Below are 19,614 nucleotides of genomic sequence, written 5' to 3' on the forward strand. Positions count from 1 at the left end.
GCCGAGCATGGCGACGCGGGACCTTCAGCCCGGTTCATTCTTCGACTGCCCCTGCCGAAGATGCCGGATCGGCCAGATCACACTATTGATGATGTCCACCCGTTCAGCCGGCACCAGTCCTGTCGCGGGATACTCGTCCGGCTTCGGCACCCATGCCGTGCCGAACAGAATGTCCAGGAGCGGGAAGAAGGCAGCAAAATTCTTGTCCCGATGCTCGGGATGGATCGAATGATGGATCCGGTGCCATTGCGGGTTGTTGATCCACGTCACGAACCGGCCGAGCGGGATGCGGATGTTGAGATGCGCACACGCATCGGGGACAAAGAAGATGAATGCCGCGGCAATCGCCATCTCCGGCGGGATCCGAAACAGGATCGCCAGAACAGGAAGAAAGGCGTCGGACAGCACCCTCTCCAGCCAGAAGTGCCGGGCGCCGGTGATGAACGTGATGCCATTTGCGCTGTGGTGGAACGAGTGCATCGCCCAAAGAAAGGGGATCGCGTGTTGCAGGCGATGGAATGTGTACTTGTAGAGATCGAGCGCCACCACGACGATCGCGAGCGAGACGAACCACCAGTAGCCTTCGGTCGGCAGCGCAATCCAGCCAACCCCGGCATAGCTCATGATCGCACCAGCACTGATCGCCGCGATCGGAGCAAGCATGTGCTCCAGCCCGACGCTCACGATAACGGCCAGCCAATCATCCCGAAATTCGGCGCGCGACACATCGGCAATGGGCCACCTCTTTTCGAGGATGCGACTGCCGTAGATGACCCCCAGAAATATCGCCGCCAGCAAAACGGCCTTTGAGATCTCACTCGACATGACGGACGACCCGCCGGTTCAAAAAGGACAGCCAGAAGGAATAAAAACAATGTGCCGGCCTATAGCCTGAAACGGCTTATTTTTTCTCAACGACCGGACGGGCGCAAGCAGGGTTTTTGCGGGCTGGAGGCAGCCGTCGCACGCCTCACATATGAGAAAGCCCGCGACGTTGTCGCGAGCCTTCTGAAAGAGATCGGCAATGCCGGTCAGTGCAGCGAGCGGTTCGTCCGGACAGAAGCCCGCGCCGTTGTGATCTTGCTTCGCGGTGTCAGGACATTGAGCTGATGCGGAGTAGCCGACGTCGCGGCGACCGGCGCCTGCTCGCGGACATTCGCAGCGCCGAGCACAGCAGCCTGCACCGGCGAGATCGGCAGGCCCGCGGCTTCGAAAGTCGGACGCTCCGCGGCTGATGCAGCGGTCGCATTGGCGATCACAAAGGTCGCGGCGATGATGGAGAGGGAAATCTTGGTCACTTGAAGGCTCCTCGATGGAATCGAGAAGCGGACCTAAGCCTATTTTGTTGCAAAGCAATAAAACCAATGCCGCATCGCACAAATAGTTGAACGCTGCGACCGCCCGGCAACGGAAGCCGCAAAGCGCTGCGGGCGATCTCGCCCGGCAGGCGTCGCGAAAATCCAATGAAAACAAAGATGAATGGCGCGCCCGGAACGATTCGAACGTCCGACCCTCAGATTCGTAGTCTGATGCTCTATCCAGCTGAGCTACGGGCGCATTTTCGCGGGTGGGCCTGAAGCCCGGATGGCTCCGGGAGCCCCGGAACGTCGCGAAAGAGCGCTCTAGCTACAGGCTCCCGGTCCCGTTGGCAAGGTCTGGAAGTGCCCAATTTCGGGGGCGGCTCAAGCGGTCCCGGAATGCCGGGAGGCCGGTTTACGCCCGCGCCCGCTCGCTGCGGATCGACAGCAGTTCCACCGGGCGGTCCGGGATCGAGATCCGGAAGGTGGCGCCGATGGTGCCCTCGACCAGATGGATATGGCCACCATGGGCGCGGATCAGCTCAGCGGCGATCGCCAGGCCCAGCCCGCTGCCGCCGGGGCGGCCGGAGGTCTGGAACGCCTCGAACAGATGCTCGCGCGCCTTGGCCGGCACGCCGGGGCCGGTATCGGAGACCTCGATGATCGCAACCGTCCCCTCGCGGCGGCCGGTGATGCGGATCTGCTGGGCACCGCCATCGCTGTCCTGCCGGCTTTCCAGGGCCTGCGTCGCATTGCGCACCAGATTGAGCAGCACGCGGAACAGCTGATCCGGATCGGCGTCGATGGTGAGGCCACGCTCGATCGCGCTGATCCAGGTGATCGAGACATCGGTCGCCAGCCCGGCCGATTCCCGCACCTCGGCCACCGCAGGCTCCACCATGATCACGCGGCGATCGGGCGCCGCCTCCTGGGCGCGGCCATAGGACAATGTCGACTGGCAGAAGGCGATGGCGCGCTCCAGCGAGCGCAGCAGTTTCGGCGCGAAGCGCTGCACCCGCGGGTCGGGCACGCTGGCGAGCTGATCCGACAGCAATTGCGAAGACGCCAGCAGATTGCGCAGGTCGTGGTTGATCTTGGAGACGGCAAGCCCGAGCGCGGCCAGCCGGCTCTTCTGATGCAGCATCGAGACGAGGTCGCGCTGCATGTCGGACAGCTCGCGCTCGGCAACGCCGATCTCGTCGCCGCGCTGGCTCGGCACGATGATTCGCGCCGAGCTCTCCGGATTCTCGTGGAAGCCGACCAGGCTTGCGGTCAGCCGCCGCATCGGGCGGACGAACAGATAATGCAGAGCCAGATAGACGAGGCCGGCGGTCAGGCCGGCGATCAGCAGCGCGACCACCAGGACGTTGCGCGAGAAGCGGTACATCGCCTGCCGGAGCGGCTTCTCGTCGATCACGACCTCGATGAACTGCGCCTGGCCCGGCGCGGGCCCGACCACGCGGATGGTCTGGTCACCATGTTCGAGCATGATCTCGAAGGCATCGACGATCGCCGACCACACCGTCATGGCCCGCATGTCGACGTCATGATCGATCGCGGCCGGCAAATCGGCGCTGGCAAGCAGGCGGCGCTGCTGTCCGAGCTTGATGGCGACGGCGCGGGCGCCGATGCTGGTCAGGATCTGCCGGGCCAGCGAATCCGGCACCAGGCCGGACGGGGCGGCATCGAGCACCAGCGCCGCGGTATTGGCGGCGGCCAGGCGGTCATTGAGCCGGTTCATCCGGAAGTTGGCGATCGCCGGCACGTAGATCAGGAGCCCGGCGATCATCACCAGGGGGATCGTCAGCAGCAAAAGCTTGCCGGACAGCCCGAGCCGGAGGGACGGCTTGGACCGCTGCTTCTGCGCGGTCGCCTGATCGTCAGTTAGAGCCACAAGATAAGGCCTTGTTGGGCTGAGGGGTCGGAAGATGCGGTCCGGCCCCAAGCCGGTCAAATTACGGATCGCTAATGTCGGCGGTTCCCCGAACGCCTCAAAGCGTACCCTTACCGTCAAATACCCCGCGAAATCAGATATATTCGCCCCAATTGCGACGTTTCAAAGAACCCTCTTTGCGACGCCCTGTGACATTGACGAAAACAGGGCGCTCCCTTATAAGCCGCGCCAACTGTCCGCGATGGCCCGGTTCTTGACCGGGGGCGGCTCTTTGGGGCCGTAAATGGCTCGTTTGAGCCCGCCAGCATCACCGGATTCCATCTCAATATAACGGCAAATTGCCCGGTCAGCGGAGAATTACCCGTGAAGCGGACTTATCAACCCAGCAAACTGGTGCGCAAGCGCCGTCACGGCTTCCGCGCCCGTCTCGCCACGGCCGGCGGCCGCAAGGTTCTCGCTGCGCGTCGTGCGCGTGGCCGCAAGCGCCTGAGCGCCTGAGCCCGGACGTCTCCTCTCCGGAGATACCCATTATGGATCGGCTGAGGCAGCGGGCGGATTTCCTCGCCGTTGCCAATGGCGCACGGGCGAATACCGCAGCTTTTGTGCTGCAAGGCCGCCGTCGCGACGATCAGGGCCCGATCCGCGTCGGCTATACCGTCACCAAGAAGAATGGCACCGCGACCGAGCGCAACCGCATCCGCCGCCGGCTTCGCGAAGTGATGAGACGGGTCGATGCCGTATTCATGCGCCCGCACCATGATTATGTGCTAGTCGGCCGTCGTGACGCGCTGACCCGCGACTTTGCGACCATGATTGACGACCTGCGGTCGGCGCTGCGTCGCCTCGACCGGCCTGCGCCCAAGACGGGCAACGACAAGGCGGGTAACAAGAGCGCGCCCAATCCGAATGGAATGACGAGACCCTGAGAGATGTCCGACAACCGCAACACGATCATCGCCGTCATTTTGTCGGGCCTCGTCCTGATCGCCTGGCAATATTTCTACAACGTGCCGCAGATGGAGAAGCAGCGCGAGGCGCAGCGCCAGGCCGAGCTGCTGAAGCCGTCGCCGCAGGCCACGCCGGGGGCTGCTCCCGGCGCAGTTCCGGGTGCTTCGACCACGCCCTCGCCGGCACCGGGCAAGCCTGCTGCTGACGCTCCGGTGGCAAGCCGCGAGACCGTGCTCGCAGCCGGCCCGCGCATCAAGATCGACACCCCGCGCGTCATCGGCAGCATCGCCCTGAAGGGCGCCCGGATCGACGATCTGTCGCTGGTCCAGTTCCGCGAGACGGTCGACCCCAAGTCGCCGGCTATCGTGCTGCTGTCGCCGTCGGGCACGGCCGAGCCGTATTATGCCGAGTTCCTGTGGCTGACCGCCAACGGCGCGTCGGTGAAGACGCCGGACGCCGAAACCGTCTGGCAGCAGGAGGGGTCGAACAGCCTGACGCCGAGCACCCCGGTGATTCTGAAATACGAGAACGGCCAGGGCCTGACCTTCCGCCGCACCATCTCGATCGACGATCGCTACCTCTTCAGCATCAAGGACGAGGTCATCAATCAAGGCAGCGCGCCGGTGACGCTGTACCCGTTCGGGCTGATCTCGCGCGGCGGCAAGCCGCCGGTCTCGGGCTACGCGATCCTGCACGAAGGCCTGATCGGCTATCTCGGCGAACAGGGTCTGCAGGAATACACCTACAAGAACATCGACGACAGCAAGATCCCGACCGGCGAGGACTCGCGTGGCGTCAAGTTTGACAACGTGACCAACGCCTGGCTGGGCATTACCGACAAATACTGGGCGACAGCCCTTCTGCCGGACACCAACGCCACACTGCAAACGGCCCGTCTTACCAACGACCAGGCTTCCGATCCGCGCGCCAAGCGCTATCGGGCCGACTACATGCTCGGCGCCCAGACCATCCCGATCGGCGGCACCGGCGTCGCCAATGCGCGGCTGTTCGCCGGCGCGAAGGAGGCGGCGACCGTCGGCCTCAACTTCCCGCTGGTCGGCTTCGGCGGCTACAACAAGCAGCTCGGCCTCAACCATTTCGATCTCTTGATCGACTGGGGCCATTTCTACTTCATCACCAAGCCGATGTTCCTGGCGCTCGACTGGTTCTATCGCCTGGTCGGCAATTTCGGCATCGCGATCCTGCTCGTGACCGTGATCGTGAAGCTCTTGTTCTTCCCGCTCGCCAACAAGTCCTACGCCTCGATGGCGAAGATGAAGTCGGTGCAGCCGCAGCTGCAGGCGCTGAAGGAACGCTATCCTGACGACCGCGTGAAGCAGCAGCAGGAGATGATGGAGATCTACAAGAAGGAGAAGATCAACCCGATCGCCGGTTGTCTTCCCGTCGCCTTGCAGATCCCGGTGTTCTTCTCGCTCTACAAGGTGCTGTTCATCACCATCGAGATGCGGCACGCGCCGTTCTTCGGTTGGATCAAGGACCTCTCCGCACCCGATCCGACCAATCTGTTCACGCTGTTCGGGCTGATCCCGTTCGATCCGATCGCGCTGCTCGGACCGCACTTCGGCGCCTACCTGGTGATGGGCATCTGGCCGATCATCATGGGCATCACGATGTGGGTGCAGATGAAGCTCAACCCGGCGCCGCCGGATCCGACCCAGAAGATCATCTTCGACTGGATGCCGCTGATCTTCACCTTCATGCTGGCCGGCTTCCCGGCGGGTCTCGTGATCTACTGGGCCTGGAACAACACGCTCTCGGTGCTGCAGCAGAGCTTCATCATGCGCAAGAACGGCGTGAAGGTGGAGTTATTCGACAATCTGAAGTCGACCTTCGCCAAGAAGCCGACATAGGCAGCACCGCCATTGCGAGCGAAGCGAAGCAATCCATGCCTCGGCACGAGGAGAGATGGATTGCTTCGTCGCTTCGCTCCTCGCAATGACGGAACGAGAGTGGGCCAGCGCACATGACCGCCGAACCCGATGCGGAGCTGATCGAGCAGGGGCGAAAGCTGTTCGCCGGCGACTGGCGCTTCATCTGGGCCTCGCCCTCGATCGAGACCCTGCCGCCGATGGCCGGCCTCGAGGTCGCCTTTGCCGGCCGCTCCAATGTCGGCAAATCGAGCCTGATCAACGCACTGACCGGCCGCAGCAATCTGGCGCGCACCTCGCACACGCCCGGCCGCACCCAGGAACTGATCTTCTTCGAGGGACCGGAAAAGGCCGGTTTCCGCCTGGTCGACATGCCGGGGTACGGCTACGCCTCGGCGCCCAAGACCAAGGTGGCGTCGTGGACCGCGCTGATCCACAAATTCCTGCTCGGGCGCGCGACGCTGGCGCGGGTCTATGTGCTGATCGACGCCCGCCACGGCATCAAGGACGTCGATCTCGACGTGCTGAAGACGCTGGACAAGTCCGCGGTCAGCTACCAGGTCGTGCTGACCAAGGCCGATCAGGTCAAGGCCGGCGAGCTCAAGACCGTCACCGCCGACACCATTGCGAAGCTCGCAAAACATCCGGCCGCATTCCCCGAAGTGCTGGTGACCTCGTCGCGCACCGGCGACGGCATGCCGGAGCTGCGTGCCGCCATGGTGCGCCTGATCGAGGAGCGGCGCTGATGAACCGCGCATCCCGGCTCCTGATCGGCGTTGCCGCCGTGATGGGCGCCTGCGGCGTGATATTGGCGGCGGCCGCAGCCCATCTGCCGGATGCTACGCGGCTGGCGGCGGCGTCCTCGATGCTCCTGTTCCATGCACCCGCCGCCATCGCGACCCTCGCGGTCGCGGACCGCGCGATCATCCATGCCAAGCTCGGCATCGCAGCGGCGGCGGGCTTCGTCATCGCGGCGTCATTGTTCGCGGGCGACCTCGTGCTGCGCCAATATGCCGGCCATGGCTTGTTTCCGATGGCCGCGCCGACAGGCGGAACGCTGCTGATCCTGAGCTGGCTGGTGCTGGCGGTCTCGGCCATGTGGCCGAAGCGATGATGACTGCCTTCCTTCTCCCCTTGTGGGAGAAGGTGGCGCGGACGTAGTCCGCGACGGATGAGGGGTCTCTATCCGCGGAGACAGACCCCTCACCCGTCTCAATCGCGCGTTGCGCGATTGATCCAGCCTCTCCCACAGGGGGAGAGGGCTGAAGACCGCTTTGCGCCCTGCCCGGCAATCAGATAGAACCGCGCCCGTCCCTCCGCTGACGTGAGACCAGCCCCATGACCGACCAGCACATCAGCCCGCTCGATCAGGCCCGCATCCTGTCCGAGGCGCTGCCGCACATGCAGGAATATGACGAGGAAACCATCGTCATCAAATATGGCGGCCATGCCATGGGCGCCGAGGACACCGCCAAGGCGTTCGCGCGCGACATCGTGCTACTCGAGCAGACCGCGATCAATCCGGTGGTTGTGCATGGCGGCGGGCCGCAGATCGCGACCATGCTGAAGCGCCTCGGCATCCAGTCGGAATTCGCCGCGGGCCTGCGCATCACCGATGCCGCGACCATCGAGATCGTCGAGATGGTGCTGGCCGGCTCGGTCAACAAGCAGATCGTCGGCTACATCAACGAGGCCGGCGGCAAGGCTGTCGGCCTCTCCGGCAAGGACGGCAACATGGTGAAGGCGTCGAAGACGACGCGCACCATGGTCGATCCCGATTCCAACATCGAGAAGGCGGTCGATCTCGGCTTCGTCGGCGACCCCGAGAAGGTCGACCTCACGCTGCTCAATCAGCTGATCGGCTATGAGCTGATCCCGGTGCTGGCGCCGCTGGCGACCTCGCAGGACGGCCAGACCCTGAACATCAACGCCGACACCTTTGCCGGCGCAATCGCGGGCGCACTGAAGGCCAAGCGCCTGCTGCTGCTGACCGACGTGCCCGGTGTGCTCGACAAGTCCAAGAAACTGATTCCGGACCTGTCGATCAAGGAAGCCCGCAAGCTGATCGCCGACGGCACGATCTCCGGCGGCATGATCCCGAAGGTCGAGACCTGCATCTACGCGCTCGAACAGGGCGTGCAGGGCGTCGTCATCATCGATGGCAAGACCCAGCACGCGGTGCTGCTCGAGCTCTTCACCAACCAGGGCACCGGCACGCTGATCCACAAGTAATGGCAGACGCGGGACACACGGCGAGGATCCCTCGCCGGTCGCCGGCGGCACGGCTCGCGATGTCGCTGCCGGCCGCGCTGATGTCGTTCCTGTTCTCGTCGGCGCCGGCGCATGCCGACCTCAAGCTCTGCAACCGCATGAGCTATGTGATCGAGGCCGCGATCGGCATCGACGACAAGGCCGCTACCGCAACGCGCGGCTGGTTCCGGATCGATCCGGCGACCTGCCGGGTCGTGGTGCAGGGCGCGCTCACCGCCGACCGCGTGCTGCTCAATGCGCGGGCGCTCGGCGTCTACGGCGCCTCGCCGATCCCGCAGAACGGCACCGACACGCTCTGCGTCGCGCAGGACAATTTCGTGATCGCCGCCGCGCGGCAATGCCGCTCCGGCCAGACGCCGGCGCAGTTCACCCAGATCACACCAACGCAGACCGACGACGGCAATCTCGTCGCCTATCTCGCCGAGGATAGCGAGTATGACGACGAGCAAGCGCGGCTCGCCGGCATCCAGCGCCTGCTGGTGATCGCGGGCTACGACGCGGCGCCGATCGACGGCGTCGACGGGCCGAAGACCCAGAGCGCGCTGTCGGCGTTCCTCAGGAGTCGCGGGCTCGGCAGCGACATCGTGCAGTCGCCGAACTTCTTCGCCACCATGGTCGATGCCGTGCAGAAGCCGTCGCCGACCGGGCTGACCTGGTGCAACGACACGCCGCACAAGGTGATGGCGGCGGTTGCGACCGATGACGGCAAGGCGGTGACCAGCCGCGGCTGGTATCGTATCGACCCCGGCAAATGCCTGCATCCCGACGTGTCGGGCACGCCGAAGCAGATCTATTCCTTCGCCGAAGCGGTCGACGGCGACAACCGCGCCATCCGGATCAAGGACAAGCCGCTGAACTGGGGCGGTGGGGTGCAGCTTTGTACCCGCGAAAGCAAGTTCGAGGTCAACGAGCAGGGCGACTGCGCCACCCGCGGCCTCACCGCGCTCGGCTTCACCACCGTCGACATGACCAGCGGCGGCAGGACGCTGCGCTTTGCGATGCCGTGATGAAGATAATTGCGCCACAAAGACCACTCCTGGCGGAAGCCAGGACCCATTACCACAAGACTTCGTTTGGCGAAGACTGGTAGTGACCGACCGTTGCGCGGTAATAGCACCGCGCTTCATTTGATGGATCACGCGGTATGGGTCCTGGCTTTCGCAAGGACGACGACGGAAAGATAACATGAAAACTCCCCGCAGCTTCGGCCATGTCGAGACCTGGGTGTTCGACCTCGACAACACGCTGTATCCGCATCACGTCAACCTGTGGCAGCAGGTCGATGCGCGGATCGGCGAGTTCGTCGGCAACTGGCTGAAGATCTCGCCCGAGGAAGCACGGCGGCTGCAGAAGGACTATTACCTGCGCTACGGCACCACGATGCGCGGCATGATGACCGAGCACGGCGTGCAGGCAGACGACTATCTCGCCTATGTGCACAAGATCGATCACTCGCCGCTGCAGCCGAATCCGGCGATGGGGGCTGCCATCGAGAAGCTGCCGGGACGCAAGCTGATCCTGACCAACGGCTCGGTCGACCATGTCGACGCGGTGCTCGACCGGCTCGGCATCGGCAATCATTTCGACGGCGTGTTCGATATCATCGCCGCCGATCTCGAGCCGAAACCGGCGCCGCAGACCTATCAGAAGTTCCTCCGGCTGCACGACGTCGATCCGGCCAAGGCTGCGATGTTCGAGGACCTCGCGCGCAATCTGGTGGTGCCGCATGAGCTCGGCATGACCACCGTGCTGGTGGTGCCCGACGGCAGCCAGGAGGTGGTGCGCGAGACCTGGGAGCTCGAAGGCCGCGACGCCGCTCATGTCGACCACGTTACGGACGATCTCACCGGGTTCTTGCAGCGGCTGAAGCCCTGATCTCTCCCACCGTCGTCCCGGCGAAGGCCGGGACGACGGTGGGGTCAGCCTTGACTCCGCGGCCCCAAATCCCGAAAAAGCCCTGCAAAATTCCCGTCATATCCCCGATACGCCCAAGGATTGTCCCGATGTCGCTGTCCGCCCTCGAAACCACCGTCAACACCGCGTTCGACGCCCGCGAAGGCATTTCGACCTCGACCAAGGGTGAGGTCCGCGAGGCCGTCGACCACGCGCTGGAGCTGCTCGACAAGGGCGAGGCCCGCGTCGCCGAGCGCGAGGCCAGCGGCAAGTGGAAGGTCAATCAGTGGCTCAAGAAGGCGGTGCTGCTGTCGTTCCGCCTCAACGACATGGGCCAGATCGCCGGCGGCCCGGGCAAGGCATCATGGTGGGACAAGGTGCCCTCGAAGTTCGAGGGCTGGGGCGAGAACCGCTTCCGCGACGCCGGCTTCCGCGCCGTGCCGGGCGCGATCGTGCGCCGCTCGGCCTTCATCGCCAAGAACGTCGTGCTGATGCCCTCCTTCGTCAACCTCGGCGCCTATGTCGATGAGGCCACCATGATCGACACCTGGTCGACGGTCGGCTCCTGCGCCCAGATCGGCAAGCGCGTGCACATCTCCGGCGGCGTCGGCATCGGCGGCGTGCTCGAGCCGCTACAGGCCGAGCCTGTCATCGTCGAGGACGATTGCTTCATCGGCGCGCGCTCGGAGGTCGCCGAGGGCGTGATCGTGCGCAGGGGCGCGGTGCTGTCGATGGGCGTGTTCCTCGGCGCCTCGACCAAGATCGTCGACCGCGAGACCGGCGAGATCTTCGTCGGCGAGGTCCCGGAATATGCCGTCGTGGTGCCCGGCACGCTGCCGGCCAAGCCGCTGAAGAACGGCCAACCGGGCCCTGCCACCGCCTGCGCCGTGATCGTCAAGCGCGTCGACGAGCGCACCCGCGCCAAGACCAGCATCAACGAGCTGCTGCGGGACTGATCGGTCTTCCGCAGCAACAATCTACCACCGTCACCCTGAGGAGGCCGCGGAGCGGCCGTCTCGAAGGGTCGACGGCCCGGCTGGTGGCCGTGCATCCTTCGAGACGCGCTACGCGCTCCTCAGGATGACGGGTTCGAAACTGTTCGAACCAATTCCGATCCGACGCCGACATAACTCCGGGCTGCGAAGAATTGCCGCGGCCCGGAGTTTTTTTCATGGACTGGGCCAATTACCTGTTCGGCTTCAAGGGCCGCGTCAACCGGGCCAGATTCTGGCTCGCAACGCTGATCATCGTGTGCTGGATGATGTTCCTGGCCTTGCTGGTGGTCTCTTTCGGCCTTGGCGGCAAGGGCCGATCGTTCGGCTTCAATATCGACGACATCTTCCGGGCGTTCGACCCGGACAGCTACAAGTCGCTCACCCTCGCCGGCTTGCCGGCCCTGCTGGTCAAGGCCAGCGGAACGGTGCTGTTCGTCTGGGTCTATGTCGCGGTATCGATCAAGCGCCTGCACGACCGCGACAAGAGCGGCTGGTGGATGATCACCTACTTCGCGATCCCGGGCCTCATGAGCCAATTCTCGGACCGCCTTCCCGATGATTCCTATTGGGTGATGGCCGCGGGCGCGATCGTGTTCGTGCTCTACATCTGGGGCTTCATCGAGCTGGCGTTTCTGCGCGGCACCTCCTACCCCAATCGCTACGGTCCCAATCCGCTCGGAAAAACCCATGTGAGCCGAGGCGGCGGCCGCGGCGGCGGGTCGCGCTCCACACAGGGCTGGGATCAGCAGAGCGAGCTCGATATCGTGCCGCACAAAGCTGGTCCACCCGCGGTGTGACGTGTTATGCGAGGCGCATGAGTGATGCCGTCTCGATTACCCGCGATCTGGTTCGCTGCCCCTCCGTCACCCCGGCCGATGCCGGCGCGCTTGGCGTTCTCGAAAATTTGCTGAAAACCGCAGGCTTCGACGTCCACCGCGTGACGTTCTCGGAGCCCGGCACCGCCGATATCGACAACCTCTATGCCCGCATCGGCGCTTCGGCGCCGCATATCACCTTTGCCGGCCACACCGACGTGGTGCCGCCCGGCGATGAAGCGGCGTGGATGCTCGGCGCCTTCTCCGGCGAGGTGAAGGACGGCTATCTCTACGGCCGCGGCGCCGTCGACATGAAGGGCGGCATCGCCTGCAGCGTCGCCGCGGTGCTGCAATATCTGCAGGAGCACGACGGCAAACCAAAAGGCTCGATCTCCTTCCTGATCACCGGCGACGAGGAAGACGTCTCGATCAACGGCACCGTCAAGCTACTCAAGTGGTGCGCCGAGCGCGGCGAAAAGTTCGACCATTGCGTGCTCGGCGAGCCGTCAAATGTCGAAGTGCTCGGCGACATGATCAAGATCGGCCGGCGCGGCTCGCAATCCGGCACCCTGGTTGTCGACGGCGTACAGGGCCACGTCGCCTATCCGCACCGCGCCTCGAACCCGGTGCCTGATATCTCGCGACTGATCGTGGCGCTGAGCGACGAGCCGCTCGATCACGGCAGCGCGCAATTCCAGGCCAGCAACCTCGAATTCACCACGGTCGATGTCGGCAACACCGCAAGCAATGTGATCCCCGGCCAGGCGCGGGCGAAGTTCAACATCCGCTACAACGACAACCACAGCCAGGAGAGCCTGCGGCAGCTGGTCGACGAGCGGCTGGCGAAGGCCTGTGGCAACCGCATCCGCGCCCACATCGACTGGCAGCCGTCGAACTCGAACGTGTTCGTGACCCAGCCCGGGCCGTTCACCGACCTCGCGGTTGCCGCGATCGAGGAGATCACCGGCCGCAAGCCCGAGCTATCCACCTCCGGCGGCACCTCGGATGCGCGCTTCATCTCGAGCTACTGCCCGGTGATCGAATTCGGCCTGGTCGGCCAGACCATGCACCAGGTCGACGAGCGCACGCCGGTGGCGGATCTCGAGAAGCTGACGAAGATCTATCGCGGCGTGCTGGACCGGTATTTTGCTTAAGGCCAGCCGCCCGGCCGAACCAAAACATCGAAAACAACCCCATGCACAGTAGAGGTTGGGGTCGTTAGTCATCGACCCACACCAGATACAGTCTGTAGGATGGGTGGAGCGAAGCGACCCATCGCTTCGTGGTCAGATGTGGTGAGATGATGGGTTTCGCTTCGCTCTACCCATCCCGCGAGATCGCTCACACCGCCTAATAATCCACCCGCATCAGATAGAGACCGTCCGGCGGCGCGACGGGGCCGCAGGCGGCGCGGTTGCGGGCGGCAAGCGCGGCGAAAAGATCGTCCGCGCTCCAGCGGCCCTCGCCGACCCAGACCAGCGAGCCGACCATCGAGCGCACCTGGCTGTGCAGGAACGAGCGCGCCGAGGTCACGATGTTGATGGCATTGCCGTCGCGCGTGACGTCGAGCTGGTCGAGCGTCTTCTCCGGCGATTTGGCCTGGCACTCGGTATCGCGGAAGGTGGTGAAATCGTGCTTTCCGAGCAGCCGCTGCGCCGCGGCGTGCATCGCCTCGGCATCGAGCGCGCGCGGCACGCGCCAGACATGGCCGATGTCGAGCGCGAGGTTCGCGCGGGTGTTGGTGATGCGATAGAGATAGTGCCGCTTGATCGCCGAGAACCGCGCCTCGAAATCGTCGGGCACGATATCGGCCGCATGCACGGCGATCGGATCGGGTCGCAGATGCGCGTTCAGCCCGTCGCGAAAGCGGCCGGGCGGAAAATGCTTGGCGATGTCGCAATGCGCGACCTGGCCGCGCGCATGCACGCCGGCATCGGTACGCCCTGCGCCATGGACGCGCACGTCCTCGCCGCAGATCGCCTTGACCGCGGCCTCCAGCGCGCCCTGCACGGTCGGCGCGGTGTCCTGGATCTGCCAGCCGGAGAACGGCGTGCCGTCATATTCGATGGTGAGCTTGTAGCGGGGCATCAGAGGAGCCGCGCGGGCGGCTTCAAGGGCGTGCCGCGCAGGAAATCCGCTGCCTTCATCGGCGCCTTGCCGGCGCGCTGCAGTTCGAGAATCCGGACCGCGCCATCGCCGCAGGCGATCGCGAGATTATCGTCGAGCACGTCGCCCGGCTCGCCCGAGCCCTTCGCCAGCTCGCAGCGCAGGATCTTGAGCCGCACCGGCTCGCCTTCGCCTGTGAGCTCGCACCAGGCGCCGGGGAACGGCGACAGCCCGTGAATGTGGCGCAGCACCGCGTGCGCCGGCTGCGTCCAGTCGATCCGTGCCTCGGCCTTCTCGATCTTGGCGGCATAGGTGACGCCGTCCTCGCTCTGCTTCTTAAGCTGCAAGCCGCCGCGCCCGAGCGCCGCCATCGCGCGCACCATCAGATCGGCGCCGAGCGGCGCCAGCGCGTCGTGCAGATCGGATGCCGTCATGCTGTCGGTGATCGGCAGCCGCTCGGCCATCGCGACGTCGCCGGTGTCGAGGCCGACGTCCATCTTCATCACCATCACGCCGCTCTCGGCGTCGCCGGCCATGATGGCGCGGTTGATCGGCGCGGCGCCGCGCCAGCGCGGCAGCAGCGAAGCATGCAGGTTGAAGCAGCCGAGCTTCGGCGCGTCGAGGATTGCCTGCGGCAGGATCATGCCGTAGGCGACGACGACGGCGGCATCAGCTTCATGCGCGCGAAATTCCTCGAGCGCTTCGTCTGTCTTCAACGTCTTCGGCGTCAGCACGGGAATGCCGAGCCGCCGCGCCTCCTGCTCGACCGGCGTCGGCTGCAATTGCAGGCCGCGCCGCCCGCCCGGCTTCGGCGCGCGGGTATAGACGGCCACGACCTCGTGGCCATGGGCCACCAGCTCCAGCAGCGTCGGCACCGCGAAATCGGGCGTGCCCATGAAGATCAGACGAAGAGGCATGCGATCGATTTCTTCCGAGAGTGAGCGGCGCTACTCCGCCGCGCGCTTGGCGGCCTTCTCGAATTTCTTGAAGACGCGGTCGCGCTTCAGCTTCGACAGATAGTCGACGAACAGCACGCCGTTGAGATGATCGATCTCGTGCTGGATGCAGGTGGCATAGAGCCCCTCGGCATCCTCCTCATGCAGCTTGCCGTCGAGGTCGGTGAAGCGCAGGCGCACCCGCGCCGGGCGCTCGACCTCCTCGTAATATTCGGGGATCGACAGGCAGCCCTCTTCGTAGACCGACAGCTCTTCCGAATGCGAGATGATCTCCGGATTGATGAACACCCGCGGCTGCGGCGTGGTCTCGCCGTTCTCGTCGCGCTTGGCGAGGTCCATGGTGATCAGCCGCAGCGGCTGCGCGACCTGGATCGCGGCAAGGCCGATGCCGGGCGCGTCATACATGGTCTCGAGCATGTCGTCGGCGAGCTTGCGGATCTCCGGCGTCACCTTCTCGATCGGTTTCGACACCAGCCGCAACTGCTTGTCCGGCAGGATGATGATTTCTCTTAAAGCCATGGCGGCGATTTAAGCTGCGGGCCTGATGCGGTCAATGCGCTCAGGAACCCCTCCAGACAACCTTAACCACGTTTCTTCGCGGCGCATTAGCCGAGAAAATTAGGGAAGCCTTTACCATAAGTGTTCCCCCTTCGTTCGCCTCCAGCCGCGAATCGGGTACAAGGACTGGCATGAACGAGATTCTGCTCACGATTGGCGACCTCCCGGTCCGCGTCTCCGACGCGATGATCGGCCTTGGCGCGCTGGCGCTGATCCTGCTGCTGGCCATCGCTGTGGTGATCGCCCGCGCCAGCCGGCGCGGCGCGGAACTCGCGATGGCCCAGGCCATCCGGGCCGACGAGCTGGAGGAGCGGCTCGCCGACATGCTGCGGGCCCAGAGCGAATCCTCCGGGCGGGTCGATGCCAAGGTTGATGCCTTCGCGCAGGCGCTGGCCGGCCGCCAGGCCGAGATGGCCCGCGCCGTCAACGAGCGGCTGGATTCGGTGACCCACCGGGTCGGCCAGTCGATGGAACAATCGACCCGCAACACGATGGATTCGCTGCGCGTGCTGCACGAGCGGCTCGGCATCATCGACCACGCCCACAAGAACCTCAACGAGCTCACCACCCAGGTGACGACCCTGCGCGACGTGCTCGCCAACAAGCAATCGCGCGGCGCGTTCGGCCAGGCGCGGATGGAGGCGATCGTCCAGGACGGCATGCCGAAGGGCTCGTTCGAGTTCCAGTACACGCTGACGTCGGGCAAGCGGCCGGACTGCGTGGTGTTCCTGCCCGACCAGCGCCCGCTGTGCATCGACGCGAAATTCCCGCTGGAGGCAATGACCGCGCTGCACGACGCGCGCAGCGACGAGGAACGCAAATTCGCCAGCCAGCGGCTGCGCGCCGACGTGCTGAAGCATGTCAACGACATCGCGGAGAAGTACCTGATCCCGGGCGAGACCCAGGACACTGCGCTGATGTTCGTGCCGTCGGAATCGGTCTATGCCGAGATCCATGACGGCTTCGACGACGTGATCCAGAAGGCCTATCGCGCCCGCGTCGTGCTGGTATCGCCCTCGCTCTTGATGCTGGCGATCCAGGTGATGCAGCAGATCCTGAAGGACGCCCGGATCCGCGACGCCGCCGACCAGATCCGCAACGAGGTGATGCATCTCGGCGACGACCTCACCCGCCTGCGCGATCGCGTGCTCAAGCTGCAGACCCATTTCGGCCAAGTCAACGAGGACGTCAGGCAGATCCTGATCTCCGCCGACAAGATCGAAAAGCGCGCCGGCCGCATCGAGGAACTCGACTTCAGCAAGGCCGAGACCCCGATCGAGGTCCCGCGTTTCGTCAAGCCCAGCACGTCCGAGCTGTTCCCCGCGCCGCGCAAGCTGCAGGCGGGGGAGTAGGAGTTGGTTTGCCGGAGGTGAATAGATAGGCCTCTGGAATACTGGATCGCCCGGTCGAGCCGGGCGATGACAGTTTTTTTGGGGCCGAATCCGTTGCCGCATGCCCGTCCCTACCGCGCCCCATGCGTGCTGCAGACGGGCGAGTGAGTGTTATGATCGCGGCTAGCGCCATATAATCAGCTGTCATCGCCCGGCTTGACCGGGCGATCCAGTATCCCAGAGGCGGCAGTTGGGAGCACGCAGCTACTACGTCTACATCCTCGCCAGTCGCACCGGCGGCACGCTCTACATCGGTGTGACAAATGACCTCATTCGTCGTGTCGGCGAACACAAGCTGAAACTCATCGACAGTTTCACTGAGAAATATGATGTCGTGAAGCTGGTCTATTTCGAACAGTTCGATGATCCCGAGAACGCGATCAGGCGCGAGAAGCGGCTGAAGAAATGGCCCCGCGCGTGGAAAATCTCCCTAATCGAGAAAGACAATCCGGACTGGATCGATCTTTACCCGGAGATTGCGGGTGGCGGCGGATAGGCCTCTGGGATACTGGATCGCCCGGTCGAGCCGGGCGATGACAGTCTTTTTGGGGTCGAATCTGATAACAACTCACCATGACCGCACCTGAAGCCTTGTCAGACGCGTCCGCCAAGCCACCCGCTCCCCCGCCCGCCAGCTCCTGGCGCGACAGCTTCGCGGTGTACTTGCAGCCGCGAGTACTGATCGTGCTGCTGCTCGGCTTCTCCTCGGGCCTGCCGCTGGCGCTGTCGGGTTCGACACTGCAGGTGTGGATGAAGGAGGCCGGGGTCGATCTCGGCACCATCGGGCTGCTGGCGCTGATCGGCACGCCCTATACGCTGAAGTTCCTGTGGGCGCCGCTGGTCGATGCGCTACATGTGCCGCTGTTCACGCAGATGTTCGGGCGCCGCCGTGGCTGGCTGCTGCTCTCGCAACTGCTGCTGATCGCGGCGATCCTGGTGCTGGCGCTGGCCGATCCGGCGCGCTCGCCATGGTTTGCCGCGTTCGCCGCGCTGCTGGTCGCAACCGCCTCGTCGACGCAGGACATCGTGGTCGATGCCTTCCGCGTCGAAAGCCTGCCTGAAAGCGAGCAGGCCGCCGGCATGGCGTCGTACGTCGCGGCCTATCGCGTCGGCATGCTGGTCTCGACCGCCGGCGCGCTGTTCATCGTCAGCGGCTTCGAGTCCGCTGGCCTGGTGCGCCCGTCGGCCTGGATGTGGGGCTATGTGGTGATGGCCGCGCTGGTCGTGATCGGCATCGTCACGGCACTTGCTGCGACTGAGCCGGCCCAATCGAAAGGCGCGGAGGCGGCCACGCATGCGCAGACCGCAGCCGAACGCGTGTTTCATGCGGCGCTCGGCGCATTCTCCGAGTTCCTCAGCCGCAAGGACGCCTTCGCGGCGCTCGCCTTCGTGGTGCTGTTCAAGTTCACCGATGCGTTTTCCGGCACGATGACCGCGCCGTTCGTGATCGACATCGGCTTTTCCAAGGTCGATTACGCCGCGATCGTGAAGGGCGTCGGCCTTGCCGCAACCCTGATCGGCGGATTTGCCGGCGGCTTCGTGGCGCGGCGCTATTCGCTGGCGACCAGCCTGTGGATCGGCGGCGTGCTGCAGGCGGTCGCCAATCTCTCGTTCTCCTGGCTCGCGCATGTCGGCGTCGATCAATGGGCGCTGGCGCTGGCGATCACCGCGGAGAATTTCACCAGCGCGATCGGCACCGTGATCTTCGTCGCCTACCTCTCGGCGCTGTGCCGCAATCCGCTGCACACCGCGACCCAGTACGCGCTGCTGACCGCGCTCGCCGCGGTCGGCCGCACCTATCTGTCATCGGGCGCGGGCTATGTCGCCAAGGCGGTCGGCTGGCAGATGTTCTTCGTGATCTGCGTGCTGGTCGCGATCCCGAGCCTGATCCTGCTCGCCTGGCTGCAGCGGCGCGGGCATTTTGACGAGCTGGGGCCGGTGCGGGTTTGACCCTCCGCTGTCATCACCCGGCTCGACCGGGTGATCCAGTATTCCAGAGGCGTTCGCAGTTCAGTGGAGAGGCCGCGGCGTACTGGATCGCCCGGTCAAGCCGGGCGATGACGCCGCAATTGGGGCGGCGACTTCGCCACCACGCTCCACTTCTACTTCGCCACCACGCTCCACTTGGTGACGATGGCTTCGCTCATCTCGCCGGCGTCCTTGGCGCAGGCGATCTCGTCGACCTTCACCGAGATGGCCTTGCCGGAGAGGCTCTTGAGCTGCGCCGCCTGGGCGTCGTTGGTCGGAACGAGCTGGAAGGTTTCCGGCCCGGTTTCGAGGTTGCAGAGTCCGTTCGGCGGCGGCAGGCGGCGCGGCTCGCTGGTGATCTGGTAGGTCGCGACGCGCTTGCCGCGATTCTTGGCGTCGCGCACCTTCATGACGCCGAGTTCCCCCGACAGCACGTCGCCGGCCCGGATCATCTTGCCGGGCTTCTGCGGTGCGTCGCTCTGCTGTGCGAGCGCGCACGGCGCAGCAAAGGCTGCCGCCAGAAACGCAAAGCCCAAGCGGACGCCGAATCGGTGTGTCGTCATTTGCGGTGGTTCCGTATTTGATTCGTCAGAGCGTGGATGACCGTCCCCGAATCGTCGTCCACCCTATCA

The 19,614-nt window shown here is 64.8% G+C and carries 21 protein-coding genes and 1 tRNA gene; 14 read left to right on the plus strand and 8 right to left on the minus strand.

The window, feature by feature from the left end:
* Positions 1–24: 24 nt before the first annotated feature.
* From XH92_RS40885 to XH92_RS40900, 4 genes are all read right to left on the minus strand, one after another.
* A complete protein-coding gene (locus XH92_RS40885) occupies positions 25–825 on the minus strand; it encodes a sterol desaturase family protein (RefSeq protein ID WP_194457076.1) in 801 nt (266 codons plus the stop codon).
* Positions 826–1,031: 206 nt separating this feature from the next.
* Positions 1,032–1,298 (minus strand): hypothetical protein, encoded by a 267-nt coding sequence (locus tag XH92_RS40890; RefSeq protein ID WP_194457077.1) that lies wholly within the window; start codon positions 1,296–1,298, stop codon positions 1,032–1,034.
* 182 nt (positions 1,299–1,480) lie between these two features.
* Positions 1,481–1,557: transfer RNA gene (locus XH92_RS40895), tRNA-Arg, on the minus strand.
* Between the two features lie 156 nt (positions 1,558–1,713).
* Positions 1,714–3,192, minus strand: coding sequence for a sensor histidine kinase (locus XH92_RS40900; RefSeq protein ID WP_194457078.1), 1,479 nt, complete (start codon positions 3,190–3,192; stop codon positions 1,714–1,716).
* A 363-nt stretch (positions 3,193–3,555) separates the two neighbouring features.
* Between XH92_RS40900 and rpmH the strand changes: the two genes are divergently transcribed.
* The 11 genes from rpmH to dapE all read left to right on the plus strand — a co-directional run bounded on the left by rpmH (position 3,556) and on the right by dapE (position 13,157).
* Positions 3,556–3,690 (plus strand): 50S ribosomal protein L34, encoded by a 135-nt coding sequence (gene rpmH / locus XH92_RS40905; protein ID WP_008542748.1) that lies wholly within the window; start codon positions 3,556–3,558, stop codon positions 3,688–3,690.
* Between the two features lie 32 nt (positions 3,691–3,722).
* Positions 3,723–4,118 carry a ribonuclease P protein component gene (rnpA, locus tag XH92_RS40910; protein ID WP_106324423.1) on the plus strand — a complete coding sequence of 132 codons (396 nt, stop codon included), beginning with the start codon at positions 3,723–3,725 and terminating at the stop codon, positions 4,116–4,118.
* 3 nt (positions 4,119–4,121) lie between these two features.
* On the plus strand, positions 4,122–6,011 hold the full coding sequence (gene yidC / locus XH92_RS40915) for a membrane protein insertase YidC (protein WP_194457079.1): 1,890 nt from the start codon (positions 4,122–4,124) through the stop codon (positions 6,009–6,011).
* Between the two features lie 113 nt (positions 6,012–6,124).
* On the plus strand, positions 6,125–6,775 hold the full coding sequence (yihA, locus tag XH92_RS40920; RefSeq protein WP_194457080.1) for a ribosome biogenesis GTP-binding protein YihA/YsxC: 651 nt from the start codon (positions 6,125–6,127) through the stop codon (positions 6,773–6,775).
* Positions 6,775–7,143: a DUF423 domain-containing protein gene (locus tag XH92_RS40925; RefSeq protein ID WP_194457081.1), complete on the plus strand. Its 369-nt coding sequence runs from the start codon at positions 6,775–6,777 to the stop codon at positions 7,141–7,143. Before yihA ends, XH92_RS40925 begins: the two co-directional genes overlap by 1 nt.
* Before the next feature lie 224 nt (positions 7,144–7,367).
* Positions 7,368–8,261 carry an acetylglutamate kinase gene (argB, locus tag XH92_RS40930; protein ID WP_029083632.1) on the plus strand — a complete coding sequence of 298 codons (894 nt, stop codon included), beginning with the start codon at positions 7,368–7,370 and terminating at the stop codon, positions 8,259–8,261.
* Positions 8,262–8,320: 59 nt separating this feature from the next.
* Positions 8,321–9,307, plus strand: a complete 987-nt coding sequence (locus tag XH92_RS40935) for a DUF1036 domain-containing protein (RefSeq protein ID WP_194457082.1) — start codon at positions 8,321–8,323, stop codon at positions 9,305–9,307.
* 178 nt (positions 9,308–9,485) lie between these two features.
* Positions 9,486–10,175, plus strand: coding sequence for a pyrimidine 5'-nucleotidase (locus XH92_RS40940; protein WP_194457083.1), 690 nt, complete (start codon positions 9,486–9,488; stop codon positions 10,173–10,175).
* A 128-nt stretch (positions 10,176–10,303) separates the two neighbouring features.
* Positions 10,304–11,149 carry a 2,3,4,5-tetrahydropyridine-2,6-dicarboxylate N-succinyltransferase gene (dapD, locus tag XH92_RS40945; protein ID WP_194457084.1) on the plus strand — a complete coding sequence of 282 codons (846 nt, stop codon included), beginning with the start codon at positions 10,304–10,306 and terminating at the stop codon, positions 11,147–11,149.
* A gap of 215 nt (positions 11,150–11,364) precedes the next feature.
* Complete coding sequence (locus XH92_RS40950) at positions 11,365–11,985, plus strand: DUF805 domain-containing protein (protein WP_194457085.1); 621 nt, start codon at positions 11,365–11,367, stop codon at positions 11,983–11,985.
* Positions 11,986–12,002: 17 nt separating this feature from the next.
* Positions 12,003–13,157 (plus strand): succinyl-diaminopimelate desuccinylase, encoded by a 1,155-nt coding sequence (dapE, locus tag XH92_RS40955; protein WP_194457086.1) that lies wholly within the window; start codon positions 12,003–12,005, stop codon positions 13,155–13,157.
* 196 nt (positions 13,158–13,353) lie between these two features.
* On the opposite strand, the gene truA is transcribed toward dapE, so the two are convergent.
* The 3 genes from truA to def are packed head-to-tail and all read right to left on the minus strand — an operon-like array spanning position 13,354 to position 15,584.
* Positions 13,354–14,091, minus strand: coding sequence for a tRNA pseudouridine(38-40) synthase TruA (gene truA / locus XH92_RS40960; protein ID WP_194457087.1), 738 nt, complete (start codon positions 14,089–14,091; stop codon positions 13,354–13,356).
* A complete protein-coding gene (fmt, locus tag XH92_RS40965; protein WP_194457088.1) occupies positions 14,091–15,026 on the minus strand; it encodes a methionyl-tRNA formyltransferase in 936 nt (311 codons plus the stop codon). Before fmt ends, truA begins: the two co-directional genes overlap by 1 nt.
* A gap of 30 nt (positions 15,027–15,056) precedes the next feature.
* Positions 15,057–15,584, minus strand: coding sequence for a peptide deformylase (def, locus tag XH92_RS40970; RefSeq protein ID WP_076864526.1), 528 nt, complete (start codon positions 15,582–15,584; stop codon positions 15,057–15,059).
* A 170-nt stretch (positions 15,585–15,754) separates the two neighbouring features.
* Between def and XH92_RS40975 the strand changes: the two genes are divergently transcribed.
* The 3 genes from XH92_RS40975 to XH92_RS40985 all read left to right on the plus strand — a co-directional run bounded on the left by XH92_RS40975 (position 15,755) and on the right by XH92_RS40985 (position 18,964).
* Positions 15,755–16,975, plus strand: a complete 1,221-nt coding sequence (locus XH92_RS40975) for a DNA recombination protein RmuC (protein ID WP_194457089.1) — start codon at positions 15,755–15,757, stop codon at positions 16,973–16,975.
* Between the two features lie 229 nt (positions 16,976–17,204).
* Entirely contained in the window at positions 17,205–17,510 is a 306-nt protein-coding gene (locus tag XH92_RS40980; RefSeq protein ID WP_194457090.1) for a GIY-YIG nuclease family protein, read from the plus strand.
* Between the two features lie 77 nt (positions 17,511–17,587).
* Positions 17,588–18,964 (plus strand): MFS transporter, encoded by a 1,377-nt coding sequence (locus XH92_RS40985; protein WP_194457091.1) that lies wholly within the window; start codon positions 17,588–17,590, stop codon positions 18,962–18,964.
* A gap of 152 nt (positions 18,965–19,116) precedes the next feature.
* Here the strand turns inward: XH92_RS40985 and XH92_RS40990 are convergent, their stop codons facing one another.
* Positions 19,117–19,545 carry a hypothetical protein gene (locus XH92_RS40990; protein ID WP_194457092.1) on the minus strand — a complete coding sequence of 143 codons (429 nt, stop codon included), beginning with the start codon at positions 19,543–19,545 and terminating at the stop codon, positions 19,117–19,119.
* Positions 19,546–19,614: the final 69 nt, after the last annotated feature.

This window comes from Bradyrhizobium sp. CCBAU 53421 (assembly GCF_015291625.1).
In the GTDB taxonomy this organism is placed as follows: Bacteria; Pseudomonadota; Alphaproteobacteria; order Rhizobiales; family Xanthobacteraceae; genus Bradyrhizobium.

Excerpts from the sequence above, each read along its gene's own strand:
- dapE (WP_194457086.1), top strand. The coding sequence starts at position 12,003 with ATGAGTGATGCCGTCTCGATTACCCGCGATCTGGTTCGCTGCCCCTCC.
- XH92_RS40940 (WP_194457083.1), top strand. The coding sequence starts at position 9,486 with ATGAAAACTCCCCGCAGCTTCGGCCATGTCGAGACCTGGGTGTTCGAC.
- XH92_RS40990 (WP_194457092.1), bottom strand. The coding sequence starts at position 19,545 with ATGACGACACACCGATTCGGCGTCCGCTTGGGCTTTGCGTTTCTGGCG.
- XH92_RS40950 (WP_194457085.1), top strand. The coding sequence starts at position 11,365 with ATGGACTGGGCCAATTACCTGTTCGGCTTCAAGGGCCGCGTCAACCGG.
- truA (WP_194457087.1), bottom strand. The coding sequence starts at position 14,091 with ATGCCCCGCTACAAGCTCACCATCGAATATGACGGCACGCCGTTCTCC.
- fmt (WP_194457088.1), bottom strand. The coding sequence starts at position 15,026 with ATGCCTCTTCGTCTGATCTTCATGGGCACGCCCGATTTCGCGGTGCCG.
- XH92_RS40885 (WP_194457076.1), bottom strand. The coding sequence starts at position 825 with ATGTCGAGTGAGATCTCAAAGGCCGTTTTGCTGGCGGCGATATTTCTG.
- argB (WP_029083632.1), top strand. The coding sequence starts at position 7,368 with ATGACCGACCAGCACATCAGCCCGCTCGATCAGGCCCGCATCCTGTCC.
- yihA (WP_194457080.1), top strand. The coding sequence starts at position 6,125 with ATGACCGCCGAACCCGATGCGGAGCTGATCGAGCAGGGGCGAAAGCTG.
- rnpA (WP_106324423.1), top strand. The coding sequence starts at position 3,723 with ATGGATCGGCTGAGGCAGCGGGCGGATTTCCTCGCCGTTGCCAATGGC.
- XH92_RS40975 (WP_194457089.1), top strand. The coding sequence starts at position 15,755 with ATGAACGAGATTCTGCTCACGATTGGCGACCTCCCGGTCCGCGTCTCC.
- XH92_RS40985 (WP_194457091.1), top strand. The coding sequence starts at position 17,588 with ATGACCGCACCTGAAGCCTTGTCAGACGCGTCCGCCAAGCCACCCGCT.
- XH92_RS40935 (WP_194457082.1), top strand. The coding sequence starts at position 8,321 with ATGTCGCTGCCGGCCGCGCTGATGTCGTTCCTGTTCTCGTCGGCGCCG.
- def (WP_076864526.1), bottom strand. The coding sequence starts at position 15,584 with ATGGCTTTAAGAGAAATCATCATCCTGCCGGACAAGCAGTTGCGGCTG.
- yidC (WP_194457079.1), top strand. The coding sequence starts at position 4,122 with ATGTCCGACAACCGCAACACGATCATCGCCGTCATTTTGTCGGGCCTC.
- dapD (WP_194457084.1), top strand. The coding sequence starts at position 10,304 with ATGTCGCTGTCCGCCCTCGAAACCACCGTCAACACCGCGTTCGACGCC.
- XH92_RS40925 (WP_194457081.1), top strand. The coding sequence starts at position 6,775 with ATGAACCGCGCATCCCGGCTCCTGATCGGCGTTGCCGCCGTGATGGGC.